This window comes from Streptomyces sp. SID12488 (assembly GCF_010548275.1).
In the GTDB taxonomy this organism is placed as follows: domain Bacteria; phylum Actinomycetota; class Actinomycetes; order Streptomycetales; family Streptomycetaceae; genus Streptomyces.
Genome location: NZ_JAAGLT010000009.1, coordinates 144,019 through 155,615 on the forward strand (window position 1 = coordinate 144,019; position 11,597 = coordinate 155,615).

General features: G+C 69.9%; 14 protein-coding genes. 6 read left to right on the forward strand and 8 right to left on the reverse strand.

Annotated elements, in window-relative coordinates; genetic code table 11:
- Positions 1-65 precede the first annotated feature (65 nt).
- The 3 genes from G3I56_RS16880 to G3I56_RS16890 are packed head-to-tail and all read left to right on the forward strand — an operon-like array spanning position 66 to position 2,059.
- On the forward strand, positions 66-1,079 hold the full coding sequence (locus tag G3I56_RS16880; RefSeq protein ID WP_164409798.1) for a fatty acid desaturase: 1,014 nt from the start codon (positions 66-68) through the stop codon (positions 1,077-1,079).
- On the forward strand, positions 1,076-1,753 hold the full coding sequence (locus tag G3I56_RS16885) for a TetR/AcrR family transcriptional regulator (protein ID WP_164409799.1): 678 nt from the start codon (positions 1,076-1,078) through the stop codon (positions 1,751-1,753). Before G3I56_RS16880 ends, G3I56_RS16885 begins: the two co-directional genes overlap by 4 nt.
- 57 nt (positions 1,754-1,810) lie before the next feature.
- The gene (locus G3I56_RS16890; protein ID WP_164409800.1) at positions 1,811-2,059 is read left to right on the forward strand and encodes a type II toxin-antitoxin system prevent-host-death family antitoxin; all 249 of its coding nucleotides are present in this window, start codon (positions 1,811-1,813) and stop codon (positions 2,057-2,059) included.
- On the opposite strand, the gene G3I56_RS16895 is transcribed toward G3I56_RS16890, so the two are convergent.
- A complete protein-coding gene (locus G3I56_RS16895; RefSeq protein ID WP_164409801.1) occupies positions 2,049-2,441 on the reverse strand; it encodes a VOC family protein in 393 nt (130 codons plus the stop codon). The genes G3I56_RS16890 and G3I56_RS16895 overlap by 11 nt on opposite strands.
- Positions 2,438-3,292: a trans-aconitate 2-methyltransferase gene (locus G3I56_RS16900; protein WP_164409802.1), complete on the reverse strand. Its 855-nt coding sequence runs from the start codon at positions 3,290-3,292 to the stop codon at positions 2,438-2,440. Before G3I56_RS16900 ends, G3I56_RS16895 begins: the two co-directional genes overlap by 4 nt.
- Before the next feature lie 157 nt (positions 3,293-3,449).
- Here G3I56_RS16900 and G3I56_RS16905 point away from each other — a divergent pair, with 157 nt between their 5' ends.
- Positions 3,450-3,947 (forward strand): MarR family transcriptional regulator, encoded by a 498-nt coding sequence (locus tag G3I56_RS16905; RefSeq protein WP_164318744.1) that lies wholly within the window; start codon positions 3,450-3,452, stop codon positions 3,945-3,947.
- Between the two features lie 64 nt (positions 3,948-4,011).
- Here G3I56_RS16905 and G3I56_RS16910 read toward each other — a convergent pair whose 3' ends face one another.
- Positions 4,012-4,785 carry a response regulator transcription factor gene (locus tag G3I56_RS16910; protein ID WP_164409803.1) on the reverse strand — a complete coding sequence of 258 codons (774 nt, stop codon included), beginning with the start codon at positions 4,783-4,785 and terminating at the stop codon, positions 4,012-4,014.
- 297 nt (positions 4,786-5,082) lie between these two features.
- Between G3I56_RS16910 and G3I56_RS16915 the strand changes: the two genes are divergently transcribed.
- Positions 5,083-5,547: an N-acetyltransferase gene (locus G3I56_RS16915; RefSeq protein ID WP_203690023.1), complete on the forward strand. Its 465-nt coding sequence runs from the start codon at positions 5,083-5,085 to the stop codon at positions 5,545-5,547.
- A gap of 152 nt (positions 5,548-5,699) precedes the next feature.
- Here G3I56_RS16915 and G3I56_RS16920 read toward each other — a convergent pair whose 3' ends face one another.
- Entirely contained in the window at positions 5,700-6,638 is a 939-nt protein-coding gene (locus G3I56_RS16920; protein WP_164409805.1) for a LysR family transcriptional regulator, read from the reverse strand.
- Positions 6,639-6,743: 105 nt separating this feature from the next.
- Here G3I56_RS16920 and G3I56_RS16925 point away from each other — a divergent pair, with 105 nt between their 5' ends.
- Positions 6,744-7,109, forward strand: a complete 366-nt coding sequence (locus G3I56_RS16925; protein WP_164409806.1) for an SgcJ/EcaC family oxidoreductase — start codon at positions 6,744-6,746, stop codon at positions 7,107-7,109.
- A gap of 126 nt (positions 7,110-7,235) precedes the next feature.
- Here G3I56_RS16925 and galK read toward each other — a convergent pair whose 3' ends face one another.
- The 4 genes from galK to G3I56_RS16945 all read right to left on the reverse strand — a co-directional run bounded on the left by galK (position 7,236) and on the right by G3I56_RS16945 (position 11,464).
- A complete protein-coding gene (gene galK, locus G3I56_RS16930; protein ID WP_164409807.1) occupies positions 7,236-8,408 on the reverse strand; it encodes a galactokinase in 1,173 nt (390 codons plus the stop codon).
- 101 nt (positions 8,409-8,509) lie between these two features.
- On the reverse strand, positions 8,510-9,472 hold the full coding sequence (gene galE / locus G3I56_RS16935) for a UDP-glucose 4-epimerase GalE (RefSeq protein WP_164409808.1): 963 nt from the start codon (positions 9,470-9,472) through the stop codon (positions 8,510-8,512).
- Entirely contained in the window at positions 9,469-10,530 is a 1,062-nt protein-coding gene (galT, locus tag G3I56_RS16940) for a galactose-1-phosphate uridylyltransferase (protein ID WP_164409809.1), read from the reverse strand. The genes galE and galT overlap by 4 nt, the downstream gene beginning before the upstream one ends.
- 217 nt (positions 10,531-10,747) lie before the next feature.
- The gene (locus G3I56_RS16945; RefSeq protein WP_164409810.1) at positions 10,748-11,464 is read right to left on the reverse strand and encodes a LuxR C-terminal-related transcriptional regulator; all 717 of its coding nucleotides are present in this window, start codon (positions 11,462-11,464) and stop codon (positions 10,748-10,750) included.
- Positions 11,465-11,597: the final 133 nt, after the last annotated feature.

Here is an 11,597-nt window from a genome sequence, read left to right on the forward strand (position 1 = left end):
CGAAGGGCGCCCTCGGATTCCGAACCCGGCATCTACCCAGACCCACCACCCCCCAGGGGACGCGCATGACCACCTCACCTTCCGGCGCGATCGAAGACGCCGGGAAGACGCCCGACGACACCTCACCGCCCTCGGCCACGCTGGGTGGCGAACAGAAGCGTTCGCTCGAACAGATCACGCTTCTCCTCTTCATCACCGTCCCGTTCCTCGCGGTGCTGGCGGCGGTGCCGCTGGCGTGGGGCTGGGGGGTCAGCTGGCTGGACCTCGGCCTGCTCGTCTTCTTCTACTACCTGGGCTGTCACGGCATCACGATCGGTTTCCACCGCTACTTCACGCACGGCGCCTTCAAGGCCAAACGGCCGCTGCGGATCGCGCTCGCCATCGCCGGTTCGATGGCGGTGGAGGGTCCGCTGGTGCGGTGGGTGGCCGACCATCGCAAGCACCACAAGTTCTCGGACGCGGAGGGCGACCCGCATTCTCCGTGGCGGTTCGGGGAGACGGTTCCGGCGCTGATGCGGGGCCTGTGGTGGGCGCATATCGAGTGGATGTTCGACGAGGAGCAGACGCCGCAGGACAAGTACGCCCCCGACCTGATCAAGGACCCGGACATCCGGGCGATCTCCCGTCAGTTCATCTGGTGGGCGATGCTGTCGCTGGCGCTGCCCGCGCTGATCGGCGGCCTGGTGACGATGTCCTGGTGGGGCGCGTTCACGGGCTTCTTCTGGGGCTCGTTGGTCCGCGTCTGCCTGCTCCATCACGTCACCTGGTCGATCAACTCGATCTGCCACGCGGTGGGCAAGCGTCCGTTCAAGTCGCGGGACCGCTCGGGGAACGTGTGGTGGCTGGCCGTGCTCTCCTGCGGCGAGTCCTGGCACAACCTGCACCATGCCGACCCGACGTCGGCGCGGCATGGTGTGATGCGCGGGCAGGTCGACTCCTCGGCGCGACTGATCCGCTGGTTCGAGAAGCTCGGCTGGGCCTCTGACGTGCGCTGGCCGTCACGCTCGCGTATCGATTCCCGTCGAAACACGGACCAGGACGGCTCCCGGCGCCGGAAGGAGCCCGCGAAGGCGGCATGATTGACGGCGTGGCGACCGACTCCAGCAGCACTGACAGCAATGAGAAACCGCGGCGCCCCCGCCGCACCCGGATGACGGGTGCCGAGCGCCGGGCCCAGTTGCTGGAGATCGGCCGCACGCTGTTCGCCACGAAGGGCTTCGAGGCCACGTCGGTGGAGGAGATCGCGGCCAAGGCCGGCGTCTCCAAGCCGGTGGTGTACGAGCACTTCGGCGGCAAGGAGGGTCTGTACGCGGTGGTCGTGGACCGTGAGATGCGGCGCCTGCTGGACATGGTGACGAGCTCGTTGACGGCCGGCCATCCCCGCGAACTGTGTGAGCAGGCGGCCTTCGCGCTCCTCGACTACATCGAGGAGTACACGGACGGTTTCCGCATCCTGGTCCGCGACTCCCCCATCCCGCAGTCGACGGGTTCCTTCGCGTCCCTGATCTCGGACATCGCCACCCAGGTCGAGGACATCCTGGGCCGCGAGTTCAAACGCCGCGGCTTCGACCCCAAGCTGGCCCCGCTGTACGCCCAGGCCCTGGTCGGCATGGTCGCGCTCACCGGCCAGTGGTGGCTGGACGTGCGGCGCCCGAAGAAGGCGGAGGTGGCGGCGCATCTGGTGAACCTGGCGTGGCACGGCCTGGACGGGCTGGAGGCTAAGCCGCGGCTTATCGGGCGGCGGAAGGCTTGAGGGTGACTGCGGAGTGCTTCGGCTGACCGCGAGGTCGCCTTGTGGAACCGTGGACGCATGACTGAGATCGCGATCAGCGAGGCCGGTTCCCAGCTTGACGAACTCGTCCGCCGCGCGGCAGACGGCGAGACGATCGCCCTCACCGACGGCGGGCAGGTGACCGCGCTACTGGTCTCTCCGCAGGTCATCGAGGACCTCGAAGACTCCCTGGCCGTCGCCGACTACCAGCGTCACAAGGCCGAGGGCACCCTCGGGCCGGGAATCCCGCACGCCGAGGTCCGGCGAATGCTGGGCCTCAGCCTGTAGGGACGGGCTCCAGGAACTCCAGCCGGTTCCCCACCGGGTCGTAGGAGTAGAACCGCTGGTGTCCCGGCAGGTTCCCGTCCCAGGTGACCGTCGCTCCACCGGCGGCGAGCCGCTCGGCGTAAGCCTCGATGCCGACGACCCGCAGGCCCGGGTGGGCCTTCTTGGCCGCCCGGCAGCGACATTTTCCGCCTCCGGCGGGGGTCTCCTCCACCCCGAGATGCAGTTGTACCGGCCCCGCCTGGAACCAGCAGCCGCCCCGCGCGGCCAGAGCCGGCGGCTTCGGGATCTCGGTCATGCCGAGGATGCCGACGTAGTACGCCCGCAGGGCATCCTCCGCCCCGACCGGCGCGGCCAGCTGCACATGGTCGACGGCGGCGATCACCGCTCAGCCCGCCCTGCCGCTGTTCCACCTTTCCGCGCCACGGCGAACAGCCGTTGGAAGGGCAGCACCGTGCCGTACGTCTCCGTCGGGTACACCGCGCGCAGCAGGTCGCGATACTCGGTGACGAACGCGTCCCGGGCCTCCGGGTCGTCCGCCAGGGCGGTGAGGACGGGGCGCAGGCCGGTCCCCTTGACCCAGTCCAGCACCGGGTCCTCGCCCCGCAGGACGTGCAGATACGTCGTCTCCCACACGTCCGCCTCGCAGCCGAGCCGGGCGAGGCGGTCGAGGTAGACGAGGGGTGCGTGGACGGAGTCGTCGTGGCGCAGCACCTCGCCGAGGCGGCTCTTCCAGCGGGCGCCGGTGCCCAGTTGGCGCATGAGGCTGTGCAGGGGAGCGTCGAGGTTGTTCGGCACCTGGAAGGCGAAGGTCCCGCCGGGTGCGACCGCGTCCAGCCAGGCCGGGAACGCGTCGAGGTGTCCCTCGACCCACTGGAGGGCGGCGTTGGAGACGATCAGGTCGTACGTCTCGCCGGACTCCGCGGGCGCCCACGCCGTCGCGTCCGCGTGGGCGAAGTCGAGGCGCCCGCCGCCCGGCGTGGGGCCCGCGTACCGGGCCGCGCGTTCCAGCATCGGTGCGGAGTTGTCGTACCCGGTGATGTGCGCGGTGGGCCAGCGGTCGGCGAGTACGGCGGTGACGTTGCCCGGGCCGCAGCCGAGGTCCGCGATGCGGGGCGGGGTCCCAGGGAGGTCGGGGACGCGGGCGATGAGGTCGGTGAAGGCGCGGGCGCGGTGGTCGGCGTGGTGGAGGTACTGGGCGGGGTCCCAGGTGGGGGCGGGGGTGGTGGCAGGCATGTGGAGGCTCTCCTGTGGGTCGCGGTCACCGGCGTCGCTGTCGACTGTCGGCCTGTCGGGGCCGTTTGCGGCTCCAGCCTGACCGAGAAAGTCTCTCGACGTCAAGAGACTTGACGCCAAGAGACTTCACATCGACACAACCACTACACTGATCGCCATGGAGGACGAGGTCGATCGGCTGGTCGCTGCGTGGCGCCGGGAGCGCCCGGACCTCGACGTGGAACCACTCGAAGTGCTCAGCCGGGTCAGCAGGCTGGCCCGGCACCTGGACCGTGCGCGCAGGCTGGCGTTCGCCGAGCACGCCCTGGAGCCCTGGGAGTTCGACGTCCTGACCGCGCTGAGGCGCGCCGGGAACCCGTACCAGCTCTCCCCCGGGCAGCTCCTCACCCAGACCCTGGTCACCTCGGGCACGATGACGAACCGTATCGACCGGCTGACCAAGAAGGGCCTGGTGGAGCGTCTCCCCGACCCCAGCGACCGGCGAGGGGTGCTGGTCCGGCTCACGCCGGAGGGCCAGGACAGGGCGGATCAGGCGCTCGCGGGCCTGCTGGACCAGGAGCGCGCGATCCTGGCGGAGCTGTCGCGGGCACAGAGGGGCGAACTCGCGGGACTGCTGCGCCAGTTGACGGCACCGTTCGACAACATCCCCGGCTGACACCGGATACACACAGATACGCCGACCGGTCAGGTGCTGCCGCCGGTCAGGTACTGGGTGCCGGTCAGGCGCTGCTGCTCTCCTCCACCGTGATCCGTCCACCGTGTCCCAGGTCGACGGGTCCGACTCCGGCTCGCCGGGCGAGTGCGACGGCGGCGAGTGTGGAGTGGACGCCGAGCTTGCCCAGCACGTTCTGCATGTGGGTGCGCACGGTGTGCGGGGAGAGGAACAGCCGTTCGGCGACGGCTTTCCGGCCCAGCCCGGCGACCATGCACCGCAGGACTTCCCGCTCCCTGGGTGTCAGCGACTCGACGAGCCGCTCGCTCTCGGTGCGGTGCTTGCGGGCGGCGGTCAGCTCGCGCAGCACACCGGTGAGCAGGGCGGGCGGGAGGTGCGTCTCGTCGCGCAGCACGCCCCGTATGACGGTCAGCAGCCGCGACAGCGAGCAGTCCTTGGCGACCCACCCGGAGGCGCCCGCCTGCAGAGCGAGGGCGGCCCTACGGGGGTCGTCCTTCTCGGCGAGGACGATGATCCGTACGTGCGGATGTCCCGTACGGACGCCCGCGACCAGCGAGATGCCGTCGACCAGCCCCTCCGCGTTGCCCTCCTGCACGGGCACCGCCGGACGCGCTCCGGGCACGTTGCCGCCCAGGTCGGAGTCGACGAGCAGGACGTCGAACCGGCGGCCCTCGGCCACCGCGCGCTCCAGACTGCGCAGCGCGGCGGGACCGCTGCCGGCGGCGGAGACGTCGACGTCGGGCTCCGCGGCCAGTGCTGCGGCGAGCGACTCGGCGAAGATGCGATGGTCGTCGACGACCAGGACTCGGATGCGAACCACTGAAACCCCCTTCCCCGAGCTCCTCAAGAGCTGGGGACACCCAATCGTCGGGGGGACAACCCGTGCGGACACGACGCCCGGAGCAGTCCCCGGCTGATGCTTCTGGCCTGGGACGGGGCTGTCGCAGTCACCGACGCACGGCCGCCGCCGTGGGATGACTGCTACCCCCACTCCGGGTGTCGAACCCGACTGTCTCGCCCCCTGATCAGCAACGGCCCCCACCGATGCTGTTCATCAGGGTACGGCTGGGAGGCAGGAGCGGAAGGCAATTCGCAGAACTGATTGGCCAGGGCGTTTATGGTGTGCCGCATGTTTCGTATTGAGACAGAAATCGACAAGGAATGGCTCTCCGTGCTCCGGTCGCGGTTGCGCGATGCGAACACGGCGGCCTCGCCCGTCCTGCGCGCCCTGCGCGGGACCCCTGCGGAGCGTGAACTCCCGCTGCACGTATGGGCGTTGGACGAGGCCGGCAGCCTGGCAGGCGGCCTGGTCGGGCACACCTGGACGGCCTGGCTGCACGTGACGTACCTCTGGGTCGACACCCTCCACCGGGGCAGCGGCCTGGGCTCCCGTCTCCTCGCCGAAGCGGAGCGCACGGCACACGAGGAGCGCGCGTGCACGAACGCACGCCTGGAGACGTGGGACTTCCAGGCGCCGGACTTCTACCGCAAGCAGGGGTACGAGGTGGTGTGCGTGATCCCTGACTATCCACCGGGGGTCACGGAGTACACGCTGACGAAGCGGTTGCTGCCAGGGGCCTGAAGGCCGGCTGGTGAGACTCAGAGTTCCTTGAGCGCGTCCAGGGTGATGTCGACGTCGATGCCGTAGGGCGCGGTGAGCTTCAGGTGGTCGTGGTGGATGCCGGAGCGGAATCCGGAGCCGTCACCAATAAGGGTGCCGTGGTGATCGGGAGTTCAGCCTGATCCCGGTGGTGGACCCATGGGTTCGCCGTGACCGTCGGGGTGGCCGTCGGGCTTGGTGAATGCCTGGCGGCTGTGCACGAGCAGCTCGCGCAGGGCGGGGCTGGGCCTGCTCTTCCAAACCAGCGCGAGCAGCGCTGGTGTCTCGACGTCGTCGATGGTGCGGGCGGTGAGCCGGTCGTGGTGGTTCGCCGCCATCGACTCGCTGAGGACGGCGACACCGAGTCCGCGGGCGGCGAGGTAGGCGATGGCGTCCGCGGAGCCGGCCTGCAGCGCGATGGCGGGGTGGATGCTCTGGGCGGCGCAGGCACGATCGAACACCGCGCGCAGACCGGTGCCGGGTGGCATGCAGACAATGGGGTGGGCGGTCAGATCGCGCAGCGCGACCCGCCGCCGCTGTTCCGCCAGGGGATGCCCGGCCGGAACCGCCACGACCAGCCGCTCGCTGATGATCGTCAGCGCGTCCAGCCCGTCGGGGGTGGCGGTCGCGGTACCGATGAGAGCAAGGTCTACGGCGCCGGCGCGCACCCTCTCGACGAGCCGGTCGGAGTTGTCCTCCAGGAGTGAGATCTCGACGCCGGGATGTGCCCGGTGAAACGCGGCGAGGGCGTCGAAGAGCGGTGTGACAGTGCACCCGATGACCATCCCGACCGTGAGATGGCCCCGGATCAGGTCGGTCACCTCCCCCACGGCCTGTCCAACCGCCTCGGCTGCGGCGAGCGCGGCACGGGCGGGTCCGAGCGCGGCCTTTCCCGCGACGGTGAGGGTGGCGATGCGCGCCGACCGGTCGAACAGCTCGGCGCCGAGTTCGTGTTCCAGCCGACGGATCTGGGCGCTGACGCCGGACTGGCTGATGTGCACCCGCTCGGCCGCCCTGGTGAAGTTCTCCTCTTCGGCGACGGCGACGAAGTACTCCAGCTGCCTCAGTTCCATGACTGCTGATTCTAGTTTTCAGAAGAACCATCTGTTGGACTTCTGATGGGCGGGTGGCCAGGCTGGAAGGCAGACCGAAGCCGTACGAACCGCCAGGAGGTAACCGTGCCGGAGTACGAGAAGGCCATGCGGCCCGAGGACATCACCCGCTTGTTCGTCGAACGGTCCAACGCCGGTGACGCGGCCGGGGTCGCAGCGCTCTACGAAGAGGACGCGGTGATGGCCTACCCGCCCGGCGACCGGACGGTGGGCCGGGAGGCGATCCGCGCGCTGTGGGAGAAGGTGCTGGCCAACCGTCCCCACTTCGAACCGGAACAGCCGCTGCCGACGCTGGTCAGCGGGGACATCGCCCTCACCTCGACCCCACCGAAGGACGGAACCGGCGCCCGGGCCCAGGTCGTCCGCCGCCAGCCCGACGGCAGCTGGCTGCGGCTGCTCGACCAGCCGGAGTTCGCGCCTCCTGCCCGCTGACCAGTCACGGGGAACCACCCAGTGACCGACGGACAGCAGCAGTTCATCGCTGAGATCGCACGAGAAGCCCGTGCTCGTCGCCACCACACAAGTCACCGGCCCCGTCAGCAGACCGGTGGCCCCGGATCACTTCACCCGCCGCGCCCCCGCCGAAGGCACCGCCGCGAACACCCGGGGTGCCGTGTACCCGGCGGAGGCGAAGGCCTCCTCCACCGCCTTGGTGACCCGGTCCGCGTCCTCCGCCTCGACCAGGACGATCGCCGAGCCGCCGAAGCCGCCGCCCGTCATGCGGGCACCCAGGGCGCCGGAGGCGACCGCGGACTCGACGACCAGGTCCAGCTCCGGGCAGGAGACCCGGAAGTCGTCGCGGAGGGAGGCGTGGCCCTCGGTCAGGATCGGGCCGATGGCGCGGGTGTCGCCGCCCGACTTCAGCAACTCCACCACCCGTTCGACTCGGTGGTCCTCCGTCACCACGTGCCGTACCAGGCGGCGTACTTCCTCGTCCGCACCCGCGTCGGCCAGGCGGGCCAGCGCCGCGTCCAGGTCCTCGTACGCCACATCCCGGAGCGCGTTCACGTCCAGCAGTTCCGCGCCCCGTTCGCAGCCCGCCCGGCGCTTGCCGTACTCGCCCTCGCTGTGGGAGTGCTTGACCTGGGTGTCCACCACCAGCAGGGTCATGCCCTCGGCCGCCAGGTCGAAGGGGATCTGGTCCTGGGAGAGGTCCCGGGTGTCCAGGAAGAGGGCGTGCCCGGCAGTGCAGCACGCTGACGCCGTCTGGTCCATGATGCCGGTCGGGGCGCCCACGTACACGTTCTCCGCGCGCTGGCACAGGCGGGCCAACTGCCAGCGTTCCAGGCCCAGTTCGTACAGGTCGTTCAGGGCCAGGGCGACCACTACCTCCAGGGCCGCCGACGACGACAGGCCCGCGCCCGTCGGGACCGTCGAGGTGAGGTGGATGTCCGCGCCGGCCGAGACCGACACATGGCCCGCGTCCTGGAGCGCCCAGATCACACCCGCCGGGTACGCCGTCCAGTTCTTGTCCGACTCGGGCGTCAACTCCCCTGTCCGCAGCTCGGTGACGCCGCCCTCCACGTCCGACGAGTGCAGGCGTACGACGCCGTCCGTGCGGCGGGAGACCGCTGCCACCGCCGTGTGCGGGAGGGCGAAGGGCATGACGAAGCCGTCGTTGTAGTCGGTGTGCTCGCCGATCAGGTTGACCCGGCCGGGCGCCACCCACACTCCCTCCGGCGCCGACCCGTACAGACCCTCGAACGCCTCGGCGACATCCACAGTCGACATGCCCTCTACCTCTGACCTTTCGTTTCGTACGTTCAGGCCCGCCAGGCCTTACTGCTCGCTACTGCCTAACTGGCTAACTGGCTACTACCTGCCAGTGCCTGCTAGTTGCTGTGCCGCTGCGCGAACTCCCACGCGTCCGCGACGATTCCGGCCAGGTCGGACCGGGTCGGGTTCCAGCCGAGGCGGGTCCGGGCCCGGTCGGCGGAGGCGACCAGGACCGCCGGGTCGCCGCCCCTGCGCGGGGCCACGACCTCCGGGATCGGGTGGCCGGTGACCCGGCGTACCGTCTCGACGACCTCGCGGACCGAGAAGCCCTCGCCGTTGCCGAGGTTGCAGATCAGGTGTTCGCCCGCTGTCGCGGCCGTGAGGGCCAGCAGGTGGGCGTCCGCCAGGTCCGCGACGTGGATGTAGTCCCGTACGCAGGTGCCGTCCGGGGTCGGGTAGTCCTCGCCGTAGACCGAGATCGCGTCCCGCTTGCCCTGGGCGACCTGGAGGACGAGGGGGATCAGGTGGGACTCGGGGTCGTGGCGCTCGCCCTGGGTGGCGTACGCGCCGGCCACGTTGAAGTAGCGCAGCGACACCGCCGCGAGGCCGTGGGCCGTCGCCTCGCTCGTGATCATGTGGTCGACGGCCAGCTTGGAGGCGCCGTAGGGGTTCGTCGGGGAGGTGCGGGCCGTCTCGACGATCGGGGTCGTCTCCGGCTCGCCGTATGTCGCGGCGGTCGAGGAGAAGACCAGCTTGCGGACGCCGGCCTCGCGCATCGCCGTGAGCAGCGCCATCGAGCCGCCGACGTTGTTGTCCCAGTACTTCTCGGGCTTGACGACCGACTCGCCGACCTGGGAGGAGGCGGCGAAGTGGAGCACCCCGTCGAAGGAGGGGTCCAGCCACTTGGCGGCATCCTTGATGTCGCCCTCCACGAACGTGGCACCTGCCGGGACGCCCTCCCGGAAGCCCGTCGAGAGGTTGTCGAGGACGACGACCTCGTGGCCGGCCTCCAGCAGATGCTGGGCGACCACCCCGCCGACATAGCCCGCACCACCGGTGACCAGGTACTTACCGCTCATGAACTCGCTACCTCTCGCAGTCGCTGGGCCGCGGATTCCGGCTGGATGTCGTTGATGAACACGCTCATCCCCGACTCGGAGCCCGCGAGGAACTTCAGCTTGCCGGAAGTACGTCGAATGGTGAAAAGCTCGAGGTGGAGCCCGAAGTCGTCACGGTTGACGCCCTCGAACTCCTCCAGGGTGCCGAACGGCGCCTGGTGCCAGGCCGCGATGTACGGCGTCGGTGGCTCACCTTCACCGAAGATCCGGTCGAAGCGCCTCAAGAGTTCCAGGTAGACCTTGGGGAACTCTGTGCGGGCCGCCTCGTCGAGAGCGAGGAGGTCCGGCACGCGGCGACGCGGGTACAGGTGCACCTCGTAGGGCCAGTGGGCGGCGTACGGCACGAAGGCCACCCAGTGGTCGGTCGCCAGCACGAGGCGCTCGCCCGCCAGTTCCTTCTCCACGATCGAGTCGAAGAGGTTCTCGCCGTCCGTCGCCTCCTTGTGCGCGGCCACCGAGCGGAGCATCAGGGCCGTGCGGGGGGTGGTGAAGGGGTACGCGTAGATCTGGCCGTGCGGATGGCCGAGCGTGACGCCGATCTCGGCGCCCCGGTTCTCGAAGCAGAACACCTGCTCGACGGCGGGGAGGTGGGACAGCTCCAACGTCCGGTCGGTCCACGCCTCCAGGACCAGTCGCGTCTGCTCCTCGGTGAGGTCGGCGAAGGACGAGTTGTGGTCGGAGGTGAAGCAGACCACCTCGCAGCGCCCGGAGTCGCCGGCCAGGGAGGGGAAGCGGTTCTCGAAGACGACCACGTCGTACGACGAGTCCGGGATCTCGCTCAGCCGGTCGCCCTCGGTCGGGCAGAGGGGGCACTCGTCGGCCGGCGGGTGGTAGATGCGGCCCTGGCGGTGCGAGGCGATCGCCACCTCGTCGCCGAGGAGCGGGTCCCGGCGTACCTGTGACGTCGTGACCGTGCGCTCCAGGGGGCGCCGGTCCACCGCGTCGCGCACTGTGTCGTCGCTCAGGTCGTAGTAGATGAGCTCACGACCGTCGGCGAGCCTCGTCGAGGTCTTCTTCACGCCGGACTCTCCATCCGTACCCAAACCAGCCATTACAAGCCAGGACCCGCCCAGACAAGCGAGCCAAGCTTCAAACAGAACCGAACACATTAAATCATAAATCCACAACCATCGGTATGGCTAGACGAGCCGCGAGCGGAGTCCATGAGACGTGAGCGGAGCCGGAGTTCACGGGAACTCCGGCTCCGCGGTCTGGAAAGTGAGGTGTCTTTTGAGGTCAGAAGTCCGGTTCCAGTAGTGAGGGCAGTGAGGGTGGTGAGTGCAGATGCACCGGACCCGCCCGGTCCAGCAGTCCCGTACGGGCCGCCAGGGCCGCCGCCTCCAGCCTGGACCCCACCCCCAGCTTCATCAGCACCCGCTGTACGTGCGTACGGGCAGTGCTGGGCGCGATCCCCATGCCGGCCGCGATCAGCCGGGTGTCCTCGCCGTCGGCGACCCGGACCAGGACCTCGACCTCTCTCGGGGTGAGCATCTGGAGGAGGCGCTGACCCTCGTCGTCGGGCTGGGCGGCGGGGTTGAGCAGTTCACTGAACGCGCCCTGGAGCAGTGCCGGAGCGACCGCCACCTCGCCCGCCCTGGCCTTCATGATGGCTCGCTCGACGCCCTCTATGCGCTCGTCGTGACGTACGTACCCGGAAGCTCCCGCGGCGAAGGCGGCTGCGATGCCGCGCGGGCTGGGCACCGGGCCCAGCACCACGACCGCCACCTGCGGACGCTCACGCTTGATCCGCACCACCGGGTCGAACATGCCCGGCTCGGCCGGGGTCGCCGTGCCCAGCAGGCACACCTCCGGCGCGCGCGTGATCACCAGTTCCGCCGCGCCCGCGGCGGGCGCCGCCGCGGCGAGAACACGGTGTCCGCGCAGCTTCAACGCCGAGGCAAGCGCCTCGGCGAGCAGTCGGTGGTCGTCGACCACCATCAGCCGCACTCCCATCGAGCCACCCCCCAGTCCCCCCAATGGTTGTCCCTTCTGGATGTCCATTGGTCCCCACGGACGGGAGCCCCCCGGCTCCCCCCGCTCCTCATGACCCCGGAAGCTACACGCTTGTTCGACGTTGCGCTTCCCC

Bases quoted from the DNA above. Each gene is read 5' to 3' on its own strand.
- G3I56_RS16880 (WP_164409798.1), top strand. From the start codon at position 66: ATGACCACCTCACCTTCCGGCGCGATCGAAGACGCCGGGAAGACGCCC.
- G3I56_RS16885 (WP_164409799.1), top strand. From the start codon at position 1,076: ATGATTGACGGCGTGGCGACCGACTCCAGCAGCACTGACAGCAATGAG.
- G3I56_RS16890 (WP_164409800.1), top strand. From the start codon at position 1,811: ATGACTGAGATCGCGATCAGCGAGGCCGGTTCCCAGCTTGACGAACTC.
- G3I56_RS16900 (WP_164409802.1), bottom strand. From the start codon at position 3,292: ATGCCTGCCACCACCCCCGCCCCCACCTGGGACCCCGCCCAGTACCTC.
- G3I56_RS16905 (WP_164318744.1), top strand. From the start codon at position 3,450: ATGGAGGACGAGGTCGATCGGCTGGTCGCTGCGTGGCGCCGGGAGCGC.
- G3I56_RS16915 (WP_203690023.1), top strand. From the start codon at position 5,083: ATGGTGTGCCGCATGTTTCGTATTGAGACAGAAATCGACAAGGAATGG.
- G3I56_RS16920 (WP_164409805.1), bottom strand. From the start codon at position 6,638: ATGGAACTGAGGCAGCTGGAGTACTTCGTCGCCGTCGCCGAAGAGGAG.
- galK (WP_164409807.1), bottom strand. From the start codon at position 8,408: ATGTCGACTGTGGATGTCGCCGAGGCGTTCGAGGGTCTGTACGGGTCG.
- galE (WP_164409808.1), bottom strand. From the start codon at position 9,472: ATGAGCGGTAAGTACCTGGTCACCGGTGGTGCGGGCTATGTCGGCGGG.
- G3I56_RS16945 (WP_164409810.1), bottom strand. From the start codon at position 11,464: ATGGGAGTGCGGCTGATGGTGGTCGACGACCACCGACTGCTCGCCGAG.